The following is an 18,209-nucleotide window of genomic DNA, read 5'->3' as shown; positions in this document are numbered from 1 at the left end:
GGGTACGCATGTCGGAACTGCGTGTCGGCATGGTCGGGTACGCCTTCATGGGCGCCGCCCACTCGCAGGCCTGGCGCACGGTCAATCACGCGTTCGACCTGCCACTGCGGGCCCGCATGTCAGTGGTGTGCGGCCGGGACCCGGCGGCGGTGGCGGCCGCCGCCGACCGGCTCGGCTGGTCCGAATCCGCGACCGACTGGCGGCAGGTGATCGCCCGGGACGACATCGACCTGATCGACATCTGCACGCCCGGTGATACCCACGCCGAGATCGCGCTGGCCGCGATGGCCGCCGGCAAGCACGTTCTCTGCGAGAAACCCCTGGCCAACACGGTGAATGAGGCGAGGGAGATGGCGACGGCGGCGTCGCTTTCCGATGTACGCACGATGTGCGGCTTCAATTACCGGCGCGTCCCCGCCGTCGCACTCATGCGTGACCTGATCGCCTCGGGCCGGATCGGCCGGGTGCGGCACGTACGCGCGTCCTACCTGCAGGACTGGATCGTCGACCCGTCGTTCCCGCTGGTCTGGCGGTTGCGCAGGGAGGTCGCCGGGTCGGGCGCGCTGGGCGACATCGGTGCCCACATCATCGACATGACCCAGTTCGTCACCGGCCAGTCGATCACCTCGGTGACCGCCCTGACCGAGACCTTCGTCAAGTCGCGCCCGCTGCCGTCGGCCTCCTCCGGCCTCTCGGCGACCGCCTCCGCGACGATGGGCGACGTCACGGTCGACGACGCCGCCCTTTTCCTGGCCCGCCTCGACGGGGGAGCGGTCGGTTCCTTCGAGGCGACCCGCTTCGCGACCGGCCGTAAGAACGCCCTGCGGGTCGAGATCAACGGCTCGCTGGGTTCGGTGGCGTTCGACTTCGAGCGGATGAACGAGCTGTCGTTCTACGACGCCACCGGGCCGGCCGCCGAGCAGGGCTTCGCCCGCATTCTGGTCACCGAACCCACCCACCCGTACATGTCGGCGTGGTGGCCGCCGGGCCACGGCATCGGCTACGAGCACTCGTTCACCCACGAGATCCGCGACCTGATCGAGGCGATCGCCACCGGACCGGACCCGGCGCCGTCGTTCGCCGACGCGCTGCAGGTCCAGCTGGTCCTGGACGCGGTGGCCCGGTCGGCCGGGTCGTCACTGTGGACGGAGGTGGAACCCGTACTCGAACCCGTCTGAGTAGGCCGAGGGCCGGTGAGGGACGACGCGGTTGCGCCCCGCGCCGACCGGCCCCTACCGATATCGGAAGCTGCCGACCAGCGTCTGCAGGTCGTCGGCCATGCGGGCCAGGTCGGCGGTGGCCCGGCGGGCCTCGGCGAGACCGTTGTTGGTCACCGTCGAGGCGTCCGCCACCCCGCCGATCGTGGTCGCGATGTCGGCGCTGCCGGTCGCGGCGTCGCTCACGCTGCGGGTCATCTCGTTGGTGGTGGCCGTCTGCTCCTCGACCGCCGACGCGATCGTCGCCTGGTAGGCGTTGATCTCGCCGACCACGCGGCTGATCTCACCGATCGCCTGGACCGCGGCGGTCGTGTCGTTCTGGATGATGCCGATGCGGCGGCTGATGTCGTCGGTCGCCTTCGCGGTCTCCTGGGCCAGTTCCTTGACCTCGCCCGCGACCACCGCGAACCCCTTGCCCGCCTCGCCGGCCCGGGCCGACTCGATCGTCGCGTTCAGCGCCAGCAGGTTGGTCTGTTCGGCGATCGAGGTGATCACCTTGACCACCTCGCCGATCTCGCGCGAGCTGTCGCCCAGCTTGGAGACGATCCCGTTGGTGGTCTCGGCCGTACGCACCGCGTTGTCGGCGATCTGGGCGACCTCACCGGCGTTGCGGGCGATCTCGCGGATCGAGGCGCCCATCTCCTCGGCACCCGCGGCCACCGACTGCACGTTGCGGGACACCTCGCCGGCCGACGCCGACACCGTGGTCGCCTGGGCCTCGGTCTGCTGGGACGAGGCGGACAGCTCGCCGTTGACCTCGGACAGCTTCCGGGCCGCCTCGGACAGCCCGGCCGCGTTGCCGGAGACCCGCTGCACCAGCTCCTGGATGCGGCCGGCGAAGTGGTTGAACGCCGTCGCCACCGCCCCGAACTCGTCGCGCCGGTTGTCCGGCAGCCGCCGCGTCAGGTCGCCGTCGCCCTCGGCGATCTCGGCCAGGCCGGTCCGCAGCTGGCGCAGCGAGCCGGTCACCTCCCGGATCACCAGGACGGCCAGCGCCAGAGTCAGCACGATGAGGAGGACGCCGAGGACAAGCGCGGTGATCAGCGCGTTGCGGGCGCTGCGGCCCAGGTCGTCGGCGAGCGCGAGCATCGCCCCGGTCTGGTAGTCCTCGACGTTCTTGAGCAGGTTGATCTTGCTGGTGGCGGCGTTGTACCACGTAGTCGAGTCGACCCCGAAGCCGCCGGTCCCGGCGCGGTCGAGGGCCGCCTTCTCCATGCCGGCGACCTGACCGACCACCGGCTGGGCCATCCGGTCCCGATATTCGGTGAGCACGCCCGCGGCGGCGTTGCCCTGGAAGACGGTCAGATAGGCTTCGGCGCTCGCGATCGCGGTGACCACGCCGGCCAGCTGACCGGCCGCGAACCGGTCGGTGCCGAAGACGTTGGCCAGCTGGGCCCGCTCCACCCCGACCTGCTCCTTGCCCCGGCAGAACGCGGTGTAGGCCTGCGCCCGAGCCGCCAGGTCGACCTGCCTGACGTAGTTGGTGAGCGCCGCCATCGCGCCGATCGTGCTCGCGTTGGTGCTGGTGAACCAACCGCTCACCGCGGCGACCGGCACACTGAGGGCGGACGCCTGGTCGCGTGTCTGCGGTACCCCCGCGATCGTCGAGGCGGCCCGGTCGAGCGTGCTGCGCAGCCCGGCCGGGAACGACGTCCCGTGGGCCGCCAAAAACGCGGTCAGCGTGGCCCGGCGGGCGTCCGTGACCAGGCGTTGCGCCTGCATCTCGGAGGCGAACCTGGTGCCTTTCGACGACAGGAACACCGCGGTCATCCCGCGTTCCTTCTGCATCTCGTGCAACAGGTTGCCGAAGGCGATGTCCGCCTGCACCATCATGCGGGCCGTGCTCGCCGCGCTCGCGTCGGCCTGGCGCTTGAGCGCGACCTCCCCGGCGAAGAACCCGAGCGCCAGGGCCGGAACCAGGGCCAGGGTGAGCAGCTTCGCGCGGACCGAAACTTTACTGAGCGCAAGCATCTCCTGACGGTACGGGCAACATGGCCGCCGCCGGGCGATTTTCCGGTCAGTCGTCTCCCGGGAGTTCTCAGGTTGCGCCCCGGTTCGCCGATCGATGCGCACAGAACCCCACCACCAGCCAGGAGGTTTGCCGTGGCCGAGCTGCCTCGCATCGGAACCGCCATGTACGTCGTGCACGCCGAAGGGGTGAACTACCGCTCCCGTCTCGAGTCGATCGACGGCGAGACGCTGAGCGTGTCCGCCCCGCTCGAGACCAACGAGCAGGACGCCCCGAAACCGGGTCAGATCGTCGAGGTCTTCTGGGCCCAGCCGCGGGCCCGCATCATCCTGCCCTGCCGGCTGGTCGAGGTCGAGGAATCGCCCTACCGCTGGGTCCTCGAGCCGATCGCCGCCCCGGTGATCAGCAACCGCCGCGAGTTCGTGCGGGGCGGCGGCGGTCCGTCGGTTCAGCTCTCCGACGACGAGGACGAACGCGTCGACGGCCGGCTGCTCGACATCAGCGAGGGCGGTCTGCGCTGCTGGGTGGCGAACCCGGCCAAGATGAAGGTCGGCGACAAGATGCAGGCGTGGGTCACCCTGGGCGCCGGAAACGTCGCGGTCGAGGGAGCGGTCCACACCGTACGCGCGGCCGACGCGGAACCCGGCCACCACGTGATCCTGACCTTCCGCACCCCGGAACAGGTTGCCCGGGTGATCCGGCAGCATGTCTATGCGTGGGAGATCACCGAGCGAAGGCGCGAAGCCGAACTCTGAACGTACTACCCCGTTCGTGCCAGGTCCGGGTCACTCATTAGGTGGTCTGTGGCGCCGGAATGGCACCATGTCGCCGTGCCCGACCTGAAGCGAACTACGAGCCGACTCCCAGCTGATTCCGAGGCGGCTCCGGGCGTACGCCAAAAAGCGGAAGCCGCCGCGGAGCCGGCGCCGAGTCCGGTGTGGCGGCCGAGGCCGCCGGTGTCGCGGCGCGCCGTGGCCCGCATCGTGCAGATAGCCGGCCTGTTCGACGCGGTCACCGCGATCCTGCCGCCCCGGCACGGCCGCATGGTCCACCTGATGCACCTGGTGCCGACCGCGGGCATCCTGTCGGCGCACGCCGCGACCGCCGTCGTCGGCCTGACCCTGGTCTACCTGGGCGCCGGCCTGCGCCGCGGCAAGCACCGGGCCTGGCAGATCTCGGTCGTGATGGCCGCCCTGTCGGTCGTCCTGCACGTGCTCAAGGGCCTCGATCTGGGCGCCGCCGGGCTGTCCGCACTGTTGCTGGTGATGCTGCTCGTGGTGCGCGGGCGGTTCAACGCGCTCGCCGACCCGCGCAACCGCTGGCGGGCGCTGCAGGCCTTCGTCGGCCTGGCCGGCGCCGGGTTCCTGCTCGGCGTGGCCGAGATCGCGATGCGGGCCAACCGGCTGATCGGTCACCCCGGCGTCGTGCGCTGGGCCCAGGAGTCCGCCCTCGGACTGATCGGGGTGGACGGACCGGTCCGGTTCCAGTTCCGCCTCGGCGGCGACCTGGTCAGCTACACGACCGGGGCGTCCGGTCTGCTCGCCGTCGTGGTCGCGGTGGTCGTGCTGCTGCGGCCGGGCGCGCGGATGGCGTCCCGGTCCGAGGAGGACGACGACGCCCTGCGGGCCCTGCTCGACCGGTACGGGTCGGCCGACTCGCTGGGCTACTTCGCGCTGCGCACCGACAAGTCTCTGATGTGGGCGCCGAACGGCAAGGCCGTCGTGGCCTACCGCGTGGTCAACGGGGTGAGCCTGGCCTCCGGCGACCCGATCGGGCCCGAGTCGGCATGGCCCGAGGCGATCGCGGCCTGGCTCACCGACAGCGCCCGCCACGGCTGGACCCCGGCCGCCCTGGGCTGCGGCGCGGCGGCCGGCCGGGCCTACCGGAAGGCCGGCCTCGACGTCATCGAACTCGGCGACGAGGCGGTCGTCGATCTGACCCGCTTCACCCTCGACGGCCGGCCGATGCGGTCGGTGCGGCAGGCGGTCAACCGGATGCAGCGGGCCGGATACACCTGCGAACTGGTGCGCCAGCGCGACATGTCGCCGGCCCTGCTGCTCGGCGTCATGCAGGCGTCCGACGCGTTCCGGGAAGGCTCGGTCGAGCGCGGCTTCTCAATGGCCTTGTCGCGCATGGGCGATCCGCGCGACGGGGACTGCCTGTGGGTGCTGTGCCGCGACGGCGACCGGCGGCTGCGGGGCCTGCTGCGGTTCGTGCCCTGGGGCCGCGACGGCTTCTCGCTCGACCTGATGCGCGGCGACCGGACCGCCGACAACGGGCTCACCGAGCTGATGGTGGTCTCCGTGCTCTCGGCCGCGGGCGAACTGGACATCCGCCGGGTGTCGCTCAACTTCGCGGTGCTGCGGTCGGTGTTCGCGCGCGCCGAAGACCTGGGAGCGGGCCCGGTGCTGCGGATCTGGCACCGGATCCTGAAGTCGGCGTCCCGGTTGTGGCAGATCGAGTCGCTCTACCGGGCCAACGCGAAATACCAGCCCGACTGGCACCCGCGCTACCTCTGCTTCCCGGTCGCGCGCGACCTGCCCCGCATCGCGATCGCGGTGCTGAGCGCCGAAGCCTTCCTCCCGTCCCGTAAGTCGGCCGCATGAGGCTGACCGGTCTGTCCCTGATCTCCGTGACCGCCCTGCTCGCCCTCCTCGTCATCGCCGGCACGGTCCTGCTGTGGTCGCGGTTCGGCCGGTGGCGGCTGCTCACCCGCACCGTGGGCGTCGTGCTCGCCGAGGCGCTGGTGGTGCTCGCGGTCGGCCTGGTGGCCAACCGTTCCGAAGGGTTCTACCCGTCCTGGCAGGCCCTGCTCGGCGACACCGGAACGGCGTCGTCGACGGCGACGGTCGCGGCCGGCCGCCTCGACGCGTCGCTGGCGAACGGGCAGTCGAGCCTTCCCTGGAAGCCGGACGCCCTGCCGTCCTGGCACCTGGCCGGGACGCCGACCGTGTTCCTGCCCTCCGACTACCGCGGCCGGCCGTCGACCACGTACCCGGTGGTGCTGGTGCTGGCCGGGAGCGCGGCCGAGGCGGTCACGGCGGCCTCGGGGCAGGCCGACGGGGTGGTCACGGTCTTGGCGACGCCGACGGTCGCGACCACCGTCGCGGCCCTCGGCGAGATCGGGGTTGCGCTCGGGGAGGACGTGCGGGTCACCAGGTACGGGTGGGGGCTGGTCGCCTCCACGCGTACGGCGGCACTCGCGGCCGGCCTGGTCGACGCCGTCCCCGGGCGGTTCGCCGGGGAGGCGCTGATCGGCTCGGGGGCGCGCCCGCACGGGCCGGCGGCCTTCGCCACGGTGCGGATCGGCCCCGCGATGTCCACGGCGCCGGGGGTCTCGCCGTCGGTGAAGCCGCCGCGACCGGGCAAGTCGTCCCCCGCGGGGAAGGGTTCCCAGCCGGGTAAGTCCACGCCGTCGGGCAAGGTGCCGCCGTCGAAGAAGCCGTCCACGCCCGCGGGTAAGCCGACTCACAAACCGAAGACGACGCCGCGTAAGCCGCTCCCGCCCGGCAAGCCGAAGGTGCCGGCGAAGCCGACGCTGACGGTGCCCGCGACCACGCTGACCGCCCCGGCGGGGTCGCTGTGGGTGGTCGCCACCCGGTGGGCGGCCGAACAGACCAGTCAGCCGTTGCAGCCAGCGGTCCGGCTCCCGGTGGGTGCCAACTCCGCCGGCGGGCCTCCGCCCAGCGCGCCCCCGAGCGGTGGAGCCCCGGCGGGCGGCCACCCGAACGGCCGGCACGCGCCGCACGGGCACTCGACGGGCGGTCCCCCGGGCGGTCCCCCGGCGGGCCTGCTGTCGGGTGGCGCGCATGCGGCGGGCCGTCCGGGCCGTCCGACGGCCGCGCTGGTCCCGGGCGTCGATCAGGCTACGGACGCCCCGGCGGTCGGCTCGACGTCGGGCGGAGCGAGTTCGGTGGGTGGGCAGTGAGGATCGATCAGCCGGGGCTGGTGCTGCTCGGAGCCGTGGCCGTGCTCGGCATCGCGGTTCTGCTCGCGCTCACGTGGGACCGGCGGGGCAAGATCTGGCGGTCGGCCCTGATGGCGGTCAGCGTGCTCGTCGTCGCCGCAACGGCCGGACTGCAGCTGAATCGCATGACCGAGGCGTACCCGTCCTGGGCGGCCCTCGTCGGCCAAGCGCCGCGGCACCCGGCGCAGGCCGAAGCGAAGCTCGCGGACGGTGGTGGCGCCGCGTCCTCGCCCGAGGTGAGCGGCGGCAGCCGGATGGTCACGCTGACCGTGCCCGGGCCGGCGAGCGGGCTCAACCTGACGATGTACGTCTATCTTCCGGTCGGCTACGCCCAGTCGCCGCGGACCGCGTTCCCGGTGATCGAGGCGACGCACGGGTACCCGGGCACCGCCGTGACCTGGGTGCGGAAACTGCGGGTGCAGCACTACCTGGACACCGAGATCGCCGCCGGCCGGATGGCGCCGACCGTGGTGATCTTCCCGATGCAGACGCCGCGGGCGCTGCTCGACACCGAATGCACCAACCTCGTGCACGGGCCGCAGACCGAGACCTACCTGACGACCGATGTGCCGGCCTACGTGCGCGCACACTTCCACGTGCGGACCGACCGTGGCGGGTGGGGGCTGATCGGCTACTCGGCCGGCGGCTTCTGCACCAACAATCTGCTGCTGCGGCACCCCGACCGCTATGCCGCCGGGGCGAGCCTGTCCGGCTACGCCTCGCCGGGGATCGCGGTCGGCGACGGGTCGGAGAAGACGTACAACAATCCGGCCTGGCGTCTGCAGCACCTGCCGCAGCCCCCGGTGTCGCTGTTCCTGGCCTGGGCGAACGACGACAAGACGACCCGGCGCGACTCGCTGCGCCTGGCCGCCCTCGCCCACTCGCCGGTCCAGGTGACCACCGCGACCGTCGCGCACGGCGGCCACAGTCACGCCGTCTGGGAGCAGATGGAGGCGCCCGCGTTCGACTGGCTCTCGGCCCATCTGGCACGGCCGGCGACCTCCTGAACCGAAGTTCTTCACTTAAGGTGGGGTTTTGACTACCCACAGTGGAGGATGCGATGTCGTTGCCCGCCCTCCCGCTCCCGCGGGAATGGGAACTGCCGTTCGACCCGCCCCCGTCGTTGACCCGGCCCGGGTCCCACGTCGTCAAAGTCGCGTGCCCGACCGGGCTGACCGCCTGGCTGGTCTCCGACTACGCGGGCGTGCGGGAAGTGCTCGGCGACGGCCGGCGGTTCTCGGCCCGGCCCGGACAGGCGTCGCACATGCTGACCGCCTTCGACCCGACCTCCGAACCGGACGGCTTCACCCGCATGGACGGCCCGGAACACGTGCGGATCCGGCGCAACTTCGCCCCGCAGGTCTCCCACGCCCGGCGGCTGGCCGAGCTCAAACCGCTCGTCGAAGACATCACCGACCGGGCGATCACCCGGATGCTGGCGTCGCCGCAGCCGTTCCCGCTGCACACCGCGTTCTCCACGGCGATAACGACCGAGGTGATCGCCGAGCTGATCGGGGTGCCGCCCGCACAGCGTCACCTGCTGCGCGACGCGGCCGGGGCATTGTTCACGACCACCACCACCGCGGCCGCCCTTCAGGAGGCGCTCGAACCGCTCTTCCGCTACCTCTACCAGGCGGTGGCGTCCCGCCGGGCCGCGCCCGGCGACGACGTGCTCAGCCGGATGATCCGGCAGGGCGAGACCAGCGACCGCCCGCTCACCGACGCCGAACTGGTCGACATGAACGCCGCCCTCCTGATCGCCGGCTTCGACACCACCGCCTCGATGATCACGTTCGGCCTGGTCGCCCTCCTGAACACGCCGGGAGAATGGGACAAGCTGGTCGCCGACCCGGCGGTGGCGGTGCGGGCCACCGAGGAACTGGTGCGCTACCTGGGCGTGGGCACCGGCCTGATGCGGCAGGCGACCGAGGACACGAAGCTCGGCGGGCAGGAGATCCGGGCCGGCGACTACGTGGTCGTGTCCGTGCAGGCGGGCAACCGGGACGCGGCGCTCCACCCGGACGCCACGGTGCTCGACATCGCCCGCAAACCGGGGCCGCACATTGGTTTCGGGCACGGAGCGCACGCCTGCGTCGGCCAGCAGGTCGCCCGGATGGAACTCAACACGGTGCTGGCCGCGCTGGCGACCCGGGTGCCGACGCTGCGGCTCGCGGTGGGCATCGAGGAGATCGAGTGGAAGCGCGACACCGTGGTCCGCGGGCCGGCCGAACTTCCGGTGGCGTGGTCATGAAGGTCACGGTCGACCGTGACCGCTGCATCGGGGCGGGCAACTGCGCCCTGCTCGCCCCGTCGGTCTTCGACCAGCGGATGGACGACGCGGTGGTGGTGCTCCTCGACTCGTCGCCGCCGGACGACTCTCGACCGGCCGTGCAGGAGGCGGTGGATCGGTGTCCGGCGGCTGTGATTGCTTTACAGCCTTGACTCGAAACGAGTGGGCGTTGTCCACAAGGGTGGGTTGTCCACAGGGGCGCTTCGCAAGATCGGCGCTTTCTCGAGAGAATTGAAATCGGGGGAGGGCCCCGGCGGCTGGGGGCATCGGGGCTGGGTGCAGCGGCTCGGCTGGGCCGGCTCCGCTCGGCTCGGCTCGGCTCGGCTCGGCCGGGGCGGCTGGGGGCGGCTGGGCTTGGGCGGCCCAGCTAGGGCGGCCCAACTAGGGCGGCCCAACTCGGGCGGCTCGGCTCAGGCGGTTCCGCTCGGGCGGCCCAACTCGGGCGGTTCCGCTCGGGCGGTTCCGCTCGGGCGGTTCCGCTCGGGCGGGTCGGCTCGGGCGGTTCCGCTCGGGCGGGTCGGCTCGGGCGGTTCCGCTCGGGCGGCTGGGTTCAGCGCCGGTGGCTTCGGGCAGCCGGCGCAGAGTGGGTGGCTGGCTTGGGCGCGGGTGATAGGGCGGCCTGGTCAGACGGGCGCGGTTGTCGGCTGGTTCGTCGAACCGGCGGCGGCGATGGTCGGCGCCTGCACCAGGCCTGCGGTCGCGACCGGGTCGGCGGGCGGCCGGCTGGCTGTGGCTGCGGCCGCGGAAACGGATGACTGGGCGGTGGAGGCCGCAGCGGAGACGACGGCCGGGCGGGTGCTCGTCGCTGTGACGGGCACGATGGCCGGGTGGGTACATGGGGCCGCGGCGGGGCTTACGGCCGGGCGGGTGCCTCAGGCCGGGGCCGTGGCCGCGGGTGGCTGAGGTTGCGGCGGGGCTACAGCCGGGCGGGTGCCTCAGGCCGGGGCGGGGGCCGTGGCCGGGCGGGTGGCTGAGGTTGCGACGGGGGCTACGGCCGGGCGGGTGGCTGAGGTTGCGGCGGGGGCTACGGCCGGGCGGGTGGCTGAGGTTGCGGCGGGGGCTACGGCCGGGCGGGCGGCTGAGGTTGCGGCGGGGGCTACGGCCGGGCGGGTGGCTGAGGTTGCGGGGGCCGTGGCTGGGCGGTTGGCTGCGGTTGCGGCCGGAGCGATGGCCGGGCGGGTGGCCGAGGTTGCGGCCGGCGCGGCCGGGCCGGTTGCCGGGGCCGCCGGCGGGCGGATGTGTGCGGGGCTTACGCGGATGATGCGGCGTGGGGCCGGGTTGGTCTCGTCGGCCGTGATCGGGGCGCGGCGGGCGCACAGGAGCGGGCGCAGGTCGGCCTCGACCAGGTGGGCGAAGCGGGCCGGGGTGATGACGCGGCCGGTGGCGTTCAGCTCCTCGAGGATGATCCGCGTGGTGAAGGCGGCGTCCGGGCCCTCCATGAGGAGGCGCGCGGCGATGCCGGCCAGGAAGGTGCGGGCGTCGGGGCGGGCCATCACTGAGGAAGCCGAGTCGCGGACCAGGTGACGGACGGGGTCCGGCAGCTGGTCGGTCAACAGGTGGAACGCTCGGGGGGAGAGGAACTCCCCGAGTGCCTCGACCACGGCGCAGACCGCGCGGCGGGCCTCGTTGCGGCCGTGAAGCCGGCCACGGTGCTGGACCCGGGCGAGAAGATCCTCGTCGTTCACCTGGTTGCGTCCTCCCCCTCGAGCAACGACCGCGGGCCAGGGTTACCCGCGAAAGTGACACCCAAACGGGAGAATCGCGGCGCATTCGGCAAACAGGAGAAGGCGGCTTGGCGGCCGGCGGGCAAAACGGGAGGTAGCCTGGCTGCACCATCACTTGTGGACGGGCCTGACATGACGCGTGTCACCCTCGTGGATTCCCGGGGCGGCTGGTGCCGGCTGCGGGCGGTCGGCGAGTTCGATCGGGACGACTGCGATCAGTTCGCGGCCGCGACGCGGGTCGCGCTGGCCGGTTACTGCCGCGAGGTCGTCGTCGACCTGGCTGAGGTCACGTTCGTCGACGCGGCCACCGTGGGCGCTCTCCTCGCTTGCCGTGCGAGCTCGGTCGCGAGCGGCTGCGACTTCCGGATCGCCAATGCTCGCGGCGTGGTCGCGCGGGTGCTGGAGATCGCCGGCGTCGTCACTGCGGTGCCCGCAGCGCGGTGACGAACCGGGCCGCCTCGGCCTCGTCGGTGGTCTCGAAGCCGTTCTCGCCGGCGCGGGCGGCCGTGCCCAGCGTGACGCCGACCGTCGACGGGACCGTCCGTTTCGCCGAGGCGTGGATGGCCGGCACGCCGGTCCGTACGATCTTCTCGACGTCGTCGGGGCGGACGCCGCCGCCGGCCATGATCTCGATGCGGTCGCCGGCCGCGGCGACCAGGTCGGCCAGGGCGGGGAGCGCGTCGGCCACCGAGGCGGCACCGGCCGAGGTCAGGATGCGGCGTACCCCCAGCGCGGCGAGGGTGCGCACGGCGGCCGCCGGGTCGGGCAGCGTGTCGAACGCGCGGTGGAACGTGACGGCGGCGGCGCCCGCGGCGTCGAGCACCCGGCCGACCAGGTTGTCGTCGACGCGGCCGTCGCGCACTCCGCCGATCACCACCCCGGCCACGCCCGCCGCGAGCGCGTGCCGCACGTCGCGCACGATGAGCGCCACCTCATCGGGCGAGTAGTCGAAGCCGCCGAGGCGCGGCCGGACGAGCACGTGCACCGGCGGCATGCCGGGTGTCGCGACCGCCGTCTCGACCAGGCCGAGCGACGGGGTGATGCCGCCGACCGGCAGCGCGGAGCACAGTTCGATGCGGTCGACGCCGAGGCGGGCCGCAACCGTCAAACCGTGCACATCCTGGACAGCGAGTTCGAAGGCGACCATCGGGGACGAGTATATAGATCATTCCAATGCGGCGAGCCGGTCGATGGCCTGGCCGACCTGACCGGTCAGCGCGCCGATCGTCGCGGCCTGGTCGGCGGTCAGCGAGCGCGCCTGGAGGGTCGTCCGGCCGATCTCCTCGATCGCCTCGGTCATCGTGGTCGTGATGCGGACGACCGCGCTGACGTCCTCGCCGAGCCGGTCGAGCGTCGCGGTGATGGTCTGGGTGGAGTCGGCGGTCGTCGCGGCCAGCCCCTTCACCTCGCCCGCGACGACCGCGAAGCCGCGGCCCGCCTCGCCGGCCCGGGCCGCCTCGATGGTCGCGTTGAGGGCCAGAAGGTTGGTCTGCCGGGCAATGGTGCCGATGAAACGGGCCACCTCGTCGACCTTCTGCAGGCTGTCGTGCAGCGTGCCGACCGCGGCCCCGGCCTCGGTGTTGCCGGTGAGCAGCCGGTCGGCCGCCGTGCTCACGTCGCCGACCTGGGCCTCGATGCGGCCGGCGGCGACGCCCACCGAGGAGGCGCGGGCCGAGACGTCGGCGAGCTGCTCCGCGATCAGCGCCGACGTCTTCCCGACCAGCCGTCGCGCCTCCTCCTGGGCCTGAAGTTGGGCGGCGATCTGCCGCTCGTGCGCCTCCAGCGACTGGGCGGCCCGCGACGCCTGTTCCTGTTCGAGGCGGCGCTCATTGGTGGCGATCATGTCGAGCATCTCGTCGATCGCGTGCCCGAGCGACGCGATGTCGTCCGACCCGCTCGCACCGATCCGCATGCTGCGGTCGCCCGAGGCGACGATCTGCTCGGTCGTACGCCGGAGCGGCCGCACCCGGCGGCGGACGGCCCGCCGGGTCGACCAGGTCAGCCCGGCGACGAGCAGGATGGCGGCGACGGCGACGAGGCCGAAGAGCTTGTACGCCGTGCCGGTCGCGGCGGCGTGGATGGGCCGCGGCCGCACCGACTCGAGAACGAGGGTGCCGCCGTCGACGGTCGGGATGCTCGCGTCGAGCGCCATCCGGTCGCTGCTCAGCGACGTGGTCCGCACCGGGAACGTGCCGACCAGACTGGTCAGGTCGGTGTGCGCGACACCGCCCGTCCGCGGCCCCCCGACCAGGCTGAGGGTCAGCCCGATCCGGCGGCCGAGGCTCTGCAGCATGGCCGGGGTGAGCTGTTCGAGCAGCACGAAGCCGCCCGACGAGCGGCCGGAGCCGCTGCTCGGGAAGGTGCCGAGGCCGCAGAAGAGATAGGTGGCCACGACGCCGCAGGTGGCGACGCCGGCCCCGGCGGCCGGGTCGTAGAGGCGGCGCAGCAGGGCCGGGTCGGAGAGCGCGGCCGGCAGCGCGCCGTAGGCGGGGGCGCCGGTGGTCAGGCCGCCGGCGATCAGCGTGCCGTCGGCCGCGACGCCCAGCACGCCGTCGAGGTGGTTCACGGTGTGTTGGGCGTCGGCCGGGAAGTCCTCGGCGAACGCCGCCGGGTCGCGGCGGGCCAGGTCCTGGTACGCGTCGTCCCACACGGCGTTGGTCGCGCCGAACCCGGTCAGCAGCCGCGCGTCGGCGTCGAGGCCGATCCGGATCCGGTCGGCGTCCTGCGCCACCTGACGCGCCTCGAGCCCGTCGAACGAGCCGGTGGCGACCTGGCGCAGTACGAGAAACCCGGCGCCGCAGGCGAGCAGCACGGCGAGAATCGGCGCTGTTCTCCGGGCAATTTTCGGCATGCCCGGCTAATCGTCAGACCAACGGAGCGTCTGAGTGTCAGCCGGGTTAGCCACGTCACGCGACGGGGCCACGCCTGAAGAATCGGCGGGAACGGGGGGCCGTCAGGCCGCGCCCACCTCGGCCAGATAGGCCGCCGCCTTGTCCGGATCCATCAGCCAGTTGCCGAAGTCGTTGGGGTCGGAGAAGCCGTTCGCGAACCGCCGGGCGACCTCCTGGTTGCCGGCCGCCGCTCCCAGCAGCTGCTGCACGTGCGGGGGCAGTGGCTGGAGCATGGCGTTGGTCCAGCCGGTCACCGCCGCGCCGTGCGCCGTCCAGAAGCCTTCGAACGTCGCGTTCATCCACGTCTCGTCGAACGGGTGGGTGCCGCGGGCCAGGATCGACTTGAGGTAGAAATCGGCCGCCTTCGCCGCCGTGTTCGACCCCTGGCCGGTGATCGGGTCGTTGGCGATCACCACGTCGGCCAGCCCCAGCGCGAGCCCGCCGCCCGGCAGGTGGGCGACCGGCCGCCGGATCGTCGGCGTGTAACGGCCGTGCAGCGTCGCCTTCGCGTCGGTCAACTCGACCGCGGCCGCCCGGTCGGAGACCCAGGGCAGATATTGCCGGATCAGGTCGAGGGTGATCTGCAGGTGCACCTGGGGCGCCATGCGGCCGGCCGCGTCGGCGTAGCGGTCGAGCGGGCCGCCCGGCACCGCCTCCCAGAACAGGATGTCGCACGGGCCGCTGTTGGTCAGGCCCGGAATCACGAAGAGCTCGCCCAGCCCCGGGATCGCATGGAAACCCACGTGGGGGACCGGCCACTTCGGGTCCGGCGCGAGGCCGTGCACGTACGAGACGGCGAGCCCCCGCTGCGGCGAGGTGAAGACCGAACGCTCGTCGTCGCGGTCGAACATCGCCACCAGCTCGCCCTTGCCGGCGGCCACCACCGTCAGGTCGTAGCGTCCCAGCTGGGTCAGGGCGTCGAGGTCCTGGGTGGTGACCGAGTTGTAGATCACCTCGACGCCGCGGTCCTCGGCGTCGATCAGCCACTGGGCCATCTTGACCCGCTGGTCGACCGACTGGGCGGGCGCGTCGAGCGGGCACGGCGCGCCGAACGCCAGCTCGCCCGGCGGCGCCGACAGCACCACGTGCAGGCCCTGGATCTGGGGTGTCTGCTGCTGCCACTGGTCGAGCTGGTAGGCCCTCTCCGCCGCGAGCGAGAGGTCGAACATGGCCTGCGTCGAGGTCGGCCAGCCGGTGCGGATCTCGTCGGGCGTACGGGCCGACATGAGCGTCACGTCGTAGCCCTCGGCTCGCAGGCTGAGCGCCAGTTGCAGGCCGGCCTGCCCGGCTCCGACGATCAGGATGTTGCGCAAGGTTGTGCCTCCAAATTTGTTTCTCAGTGGGCCGCGATGGCCAGCGGGCCCACTCGATCCCGTGCGTGGTCGACGACGGCGAGCAGGGCCCGCGCCACGTTGCGGCTCTCCCGTACGTCGGCCGCCAGCAGCGGGACGTGTGCGGGCAGGCTCAGGGCGTCCCGCACGTCCTCCAGCGCATGGGTCTGCACGTTGTCGAACAGGTTGACGCAGACCACCCACGGCACCCCGGCGTCGTGTTCGAAATAGTTGACGGCCGGGAACGAGGATTCGAGATTGCGGGTGTCGACCAGCACCAGCGCGCCGACCGCCCCCCGGACCAGGTCGTCCCACATCGGCCAGAACCGGGGCTGGCCCGGGGTGCCGAAGAGGTAGAGCACCAGCGCGTCGTCGATGGTGACCCGGCCGAAGTCCAGCGCCACCGTGGTGGTCGTCTTGCCGGTGCCCGGGTCCAGCCGGTCGGTGTGTTCGGTCGCCGCGGTCATCCACGACTCGGTCTTGATCGGCGGTATCTCGGAGATGGCACCGACCGAGGTCGTCTTGCCGACCCCGAACCCGCCCGCGATGACGATCTTCGCGGACGTCATCTGCCGATACGGCACGTCAGGTGAGCTTGAGAAGCCCGGCACGAAGTCTCTCCAGAAGTTGGACGTCCTGTTGGGGGGCCGACATGCGGCGATCGTCGTGGATCACTACCTGGCCGAGTTTGAGCAGGTCACCGATGAGCACCCGGGTGACGCCCAGGGACAGGCCGCTGAACGCCGACAGCTCGGCGATCGAGCACATGTCCTGGGCCCGCTCGTAGAGCCGCCGGGTGGCCGGGGCCAGGCTCGCGGCCAGCAGCGGGTCGAAGCGGTTGCCGGTCGAGATCAGCGTGTGGATCAGGAGTTGGTGCCGGCGGCTGCTGTTACGCGCCCGGCCGGTCATGTACGGGCGCACCTTCCAATGCGGCCCGTTCCACGTTGCCATGGTGCATGCTCCGATCAGTGCGCCGGCTGGGGCAGGGTGCGTTGGTGGAGACCGTGCCGGATCTCCGGGGTGAGCGCGTGCCCGACCGCCTGGCTGAACCGGGTCATCGCGTAGCCGAGGCCGGCCAGCTGGGTCTGCGGGGTGGCCGCCACGATCAGCGCGGCCACGAATTCGCCCGCCTGGTCGTCGATCCGCAGGAACGCCAGGTGACCGCCCGGATAGCGCACGCTCAGGTTCTCCGGCGCCGCGCCGAGCCGGAACACGTGCCCGAACTGGCCGGTGATGCTGAGGAACCCGGACGCCAGGGCGGCGGCGCTCTCGGCCCGGTCGCGGTCGAGGTTGCCGGCCGACGCCAGGTGCAGGCCGTCGGCCGAGACCAGGACGACGTACGTGATGGTCGGGACCTCGCTGGTGAGCTGGTCGATCAACCAGGAGACGTCGAGCTTGCCGTATTCAGTCATGACGGTCCTCAATTCGAGAAATGCGCGCGGGCGGCGTCCACGCCGGAGTTGAACGCGGCGGCGTCGTCCGGCCACGCGGTGGTGTGCGGGACGGCCGGGATCACCGGCTCGGGTCGCGGCGGCTCCGAGCCGCGCACGCTGGCCGGCACCCGCCGGGGCATCGGGGGAGCGGCCGGCCGGAGGGTCTGGGCCGGCATGGTCTGACTTGGCATGGCCTGGGCAGGCATGGCTTGGGCCGGCAGCATCATCGTGGGCTCGGCCCCCACCGCCGGCTGTTGCGTTGGGATCATGGGGCGGGGCCGGGGCGAGGGCGGCGCCATGCGGGCGGCGGCCGAGTTCTGCGCGTGCCGCGGCGGCAACTGCTGGGCGGGCAGCGACGGCCGGGCCCCGTGCGGGACCTCGCAGACCAGGTCGGCTCCGATCAGCAACATCGCCACGGTGCCGCGGGGGCGGCGCGGGCTCAGCCGTACGCGGAGACTCCGGTGCCGCCGCGTGAGCACCGCGACCACCGGAAGCCCGACATGGGCCGGCTGCAGCTCGCCGCCGTCGGCCCGGCCCTCACCGGAGAGCACGTGGTCGAACCACGGCACCTGGGCCGGGTTGAGCCCGATGCCGCTGTCCTCGACCCGCACCAGCACGTCGCCCTCGCCGGTCAGGTGGGCCGAGACGTTGACCGGCTCGTTGGGCGGCGAGTACCGGTCGGCGTTGTCGACCAGTTCGGTGAGGATCCGGATGACGTCGTCGGCCGCGACCGCGGCCACCGCCAGGTCGACGATCGGCCCGAAGTGCAGCCGCTCGTAATGCTCGGCCGGCGCACCCGCGGCGCGCACCACGTCCTGCAGGGTGGTGGTCTGCTGGTCGGGGTCCTCGACCGCCTCGCCGGTGAGCACCCGCAGGTTCTCGGCGAGCCGGCGGGTGCGGGTGACCGCGTGGTCGATGCGGAACAACAGGTTCTTGCGCTCCGGGTCGGGCTCGGACTCCTCGGCCTGCCCGATGTAGTGCACCGCCTCCCAGGTCAGCGTCAGCAGCCGCAGCGCGAACTCGCTGGCGATCGGCCGCCACGGGTCCGGCAGGGGGAACGGGGGCGGGGCGACCGGCGGCGCGCTTTCGGCCTCGGCGGGCCGGTCCGGCTCTCGCGGCGGGCTCGGCTCGTCACGACGACGCCATCCGCGTATCCAATTCACCCTATCGATCCCCCTTGAGGCGCCAGTACTCCTGGTATCCGTTTAGTGCCGGGAAGCGCGAGGTATCAGCATCTATGCGGGTTGTACCCTACACGCCCGATTGTCCCGTGGCCATCGGGGCTTCACCTGCGGAAACGCGCTTCACCCGGCCGTCCGTCGCGCCTGGCGTGTCCACGCCGGACGACCACTCCGGCCATTCTGGGCAGGAGACCGACATGAATCCG

Annotated in this window: 17 protein-coding genes; 8 read left to right on the top strand and 9 right to left on the bottom strand. The window is 72.5% G+C overall.

What is annotated here, in order from left to right; genetic code table 11:
* Positions 1 to 8: 8 nt before the first annotated feature.
* On the top strand, positions 9 to 1,178 hold the full coding sequence (locus ACIA5C_RS33745) for a Gfo/Idh/MocA family protein (RefSeq protein ID WP_396062259.1): 1,170 nt from the start codon (positions 9 to 11) through the stop codon (positions 1,176 to 1,178).
* A 54-nt stretch (positions 1,179 to 1,232) separates the two neighbouring features.
* Here ACIA5C_RS33745 and ACIA5C_RS33740 read toward each other — a convergent pair whose 3' ends face one another.
* Positions 1,233 to 3,188: a methyl-accepting chemotaxis protein gene (locus ACIA5C_RS33740; RefSeq protein WP_396062257.1), complete on the bottom strand. Its 1,956-nt coding sequence runs from the start codon at positions 3,186 to 3,188 to the stop codon at positions 1,233 to 1,235.
* 132 nt (positions 3,189 to 3,320) lie between these two features.
* On the opposite strand from ACIA5C_RS33740, the gene ACIA5C_RS33735 reads away from it, so the two are divergent.
* From ACIA5C_RS33735 to ACIA5C_RS33710, 6 genes are all read left to right on the top strand, one after another.
* The gene (locus ACIA5C_RS33735) at positions 3,321 to 3,941 is read left to right on the top strand and encodes a PilZ domain-containing protein (RefSeq protein ID WP_396062255.1); all 621 of its coding nucleotides are present in this window, start codon (positions 3,321 to 3,323) and stop codon (positions 3,939 to 3,941) included.
* Positions 3,942 to 4,142: 201 nt separating this feature from the next.
* A complete protein-coding gene (locus tag ACIA5C_RS33730) occupies positions 4,143 to 5,792 on the top strand; it encodes a phosphatidylglycerol lysyltransferase domain-containing protein (RefSeq protein WP_396062253.1) in 1,650 nt (549 codons plus the stop codon).
* Positions 5,789 to 7,114: a hypothetical protein gene (locus tag ACIA5C_RS33725; protein ID WP_396062251.1), complete on the top strand. Its 1,326-nt coding sequence runs from the start codon at positions 5,789 to 5,791 to the stop codon at positions 7,112 to 7,114. Before ACIA5C_RS33730 ends, ACIA5C_RS33725 begins: the two co-directional genes overlap by 4 nt.
* Positions 7,111 to 8,160 carry an alpha/beta hydrolase gene (locus ACIA5C_RS33720; RefSeq protein ID WP_396062249.1) on the top strand — a complete coding sequence of 350 codons (1,050 nt, stop codon included), beginning with the start codon at positions 7,111 to 7,113 and terminating at the stop codon, positions 8,158 to 8,160. The genes ACIA5C_RS33725 and ACIA5C_RS33720 overlap by 4 nt, the downstream gene beginning before the upstream one ends.
* Before the next feature lie 53 nt (positions 8,161 to 8,213).
* Entirely contained in the window at positions 8,214 to 9,404 is a 1,191-nt protein-coding gene (locus tag ACIA5C_RS33715) for a cytochrome P450 (protein ID WP_396062247.1), read from the top strand.
* The gene (locus ACIA5C_RS33710; protein WP_396062246.1) at positions 9,401 to 9,595 is read left to right on the top strand and encodes a ferredoxin; all 195 of its coding nucleotides are present in this window, start codon (positions 9,401 to 9,403) and stop codon (positions 9,593 to 9,595) included. The genes ACIA5C_RS33715 and ACIA5C_RS33710 overlap by 4 nt, the downstream gene beginning before the upstream one ends.
* A gap of 783 nt (positions 9,596 to 10,378) precedes the next feature.
* Here the strand turns inward: ACIA5C_RS33710 and ACIA5C_RS33705 are convergent.
* Positions 10,379 to 11,128 (bottom strand): DUF2267 domain-containing protein, encoded by a 750-nt coding sequence (locus ACIA5C_RS33705; RefSeq protein WP_396062244.1) that lies wholly within the window; start codon positions 11,126 to 11,128, stop codon positions 10,379 to 10,381.
* A gap of 171 nt (positions 11,129 to 11,299) precedes the next feature.
* Between ACIA5C_RS33705 and ACIA5C_RS33700 the strand changes: the two genes are divergently transcribed.
* Positions 11,300 to 11,611, top strand: a complete 312-nt coding sequence (locus tag ACIA5C_RS33700) for an STAS domain-containing protein (protein ID WP_396062242.1) — start codon at positions 11,300 to 11,302, stop codon at positions 11,609 to 11,611.
* On the opposite strand, the gene ACIA5C_RS33695 is transcribed toward ACIA5C_RS33700, so the two are convergent.
* The 7 genes from ACIA5C_RS33695 to ACIA5C_RS33665 form a co-directional block, all read right to left on the bottom strand.
* Complete coding sequence (locus ACIA5C_RS33695; protein WP_396062240.1) at positions 11,586 to 12,314, bottom strand: copper homeostasis protein CutC; 729 nt, start codon at positions 12,312 to 12,314, stop codon at positions 11,586 to 11,588. The genes ACIA5C_RS33700 and ACIA5C_RS33695 overlap by 26 nt on opposite strands.
* Positions 12,315 to 12,332: 18 nt before the next feature.
* Entirely contained in the window at positions 12,333 to 14,018 is a 1,686-nt protein-coding gene (locus ACIA5C_RS33690; RefSeq protein WP_396062238.1) for a methyl-accepting chemotaxis protein, read from the bottom strand.
* A gap of 102 nt (positions 14,019 to 14,120) precedes the next feature.
* A complete protein-coding gene (locus ACIA5C_RS33685; RefSeq protein WP_396062236.1) occupies positions 14,121 to 15,371 on the bottom strand; it encodes a styrene monooxygenase/indole monooxygenase family protein in 1,251 nt (416 codons plus the stop codon).
* 23 nt (positions 15,372 to 15,394) lie between these two features.
* Positions 15,395 to 15,958: a GTP-binding protein gene (locus ACIA5C_RS33680; protein WP_396062234.1), complete on the bottom strand. Its 564-nt coding sequence runs from the start codon at positions 15,956 to 15,958 to the stop codon at positions 15,395 to 15,397.
* Between the two features lie 16 nt (positions 15,959 to 15,974).
* Positions 15,975 to 16,340 carry a DUF742 domain-containing protein gene (locus ACIA5C_RS33675; RefSeq protein ID WP_396062232.1) on the bottom strand — a complete coding sequence of 122 codons (366 nt, stop codon included), beginning with the start codon at positions 16,338 to 16,340 and terminating at the stop codon, positions 15,975 to 15,977.
* Positions 16,341 to 16,354: 14 nt separating this feature from the next.
* Positions 16,355 to 16,801, bottom strand: coding sequence for a roadblock/LC7 domain-containing protein (locus tag ACIA5C_RS33670; protein WP_396062230.1), 447 nt, complete (start codon positions 16,799 to 16,801; stop codon positions 16,355 to 16,357).
* Positions 16,802 to 16,809: 8 nt separating this feature from the next.
* Positions 16,810 to 17,985 (bottom strand): ATP-binding protein, encoded by a 1,176-nt coding sequence (locus tag ACIA5C_RS33665; RefSeq protein ID WP_396062228.1) that lies wholly within the window; start codon positions 17,983 to 17,985, stop codon positions 16,810 to 16,812.
* Positions 17,986 to 18,209: the final 224 nt, after the last annotated feature.

Source organism: Actinoplanes sp. NPDC051343, assembly GCF_044455125.1.
Classification (GTDB): Bacteria; Actinomycetota; Actinomycetes; order Mycobacteriales; family Micromonosporaceae; genus Actinoplanes.
The sequence above is the reverse complement of the archived record's forward strand: the minus strand, read 5'-3'. Positions and strand labels throughout refer to the sequence as shown.

Bases quoted from the DNA above. Each gene is read 5' to 3' on its own strand.
- ACIA5C_RS33745 (WP_396062259.1), top strand. From the start codon at position 9: ATGTCGGAACTGCGTGTCGGCATGGTCGGGTACGCCTTCATGGGCGCC.
- ACIA5C_RS33740 (WP_396062257.1), bottom strand. From the start codon at position 3,188: ATGCTTGCGCTCAGTAAAGTTTCGGTCCGCGCGAAGCTGCTCACCCTG.
- ACIA5C_RS33725 (WP_396062251.1), top strand. From the start codon at position 5,789: ATGAGGCTGACCGGTCTGTCCCTGATCTCCGTGACCGCCCTGCTCGCC.
- ACIA5C_RS33715 (WP_396062247.1), top strand. From the start codon at position 8,214: ATGTCGTTGCCCGCCCTCCCGCTCCCGCGGGAATGGGAACTGCCGTTC.
- ACIA5C_RS33710 (WP_396062246.1), top strand. From the start codon at position 9,401: ATGAAGGTCACGGTCGACCGTGACCGCTGCATCGGGGCGGGCAACTGC.
- ACIA5C_RS33700 (WP_396062242.1), top strand. From the start codon at position 11,300: ATGACGCGTGTCACCCTCGTGGATTCCCGGGGCGGCTGGTGCCGGCTG.
- ACIA5C_RS33695 (WP_396062240.1), bottom strand. From the start codon at position 12,314: ATGGTCGCCTTCGAACTCGCTGTCCAGGATGTGCACGGTTTGACGGTT.
- ACIA5C_RS33690 (WP_396062238.1), bottom strand. From the start codon at position 14,018: ATGCCGAAAATTGCCCGGAGAACAGCGCCGATTCTCGCCGTGCTGCTC.
- ACIA5C_RS33680 (WP_396062234.1), bottom strand. From the start codon at position 15,958: ATGACGTCCGCGAAGATCGTCATCGCGGGCGGGTTCGGGGTCGGCAAG.
- ACIA5C_RS33675 (WP_396062232.1), bottom strand. From the start codon at position 16,340: ATGGCAACGTGGAACGGGCCGCATTGGAAGGTGCGCCCGTACATGACC.
- ACIA5C_RS33670 (WP_396062230.1), bottom strand. From the start codon at position 16,801: ATGACTGAATACGGCAAGCTCGACGTCTCCTGGTTGATCGACCAGCTC.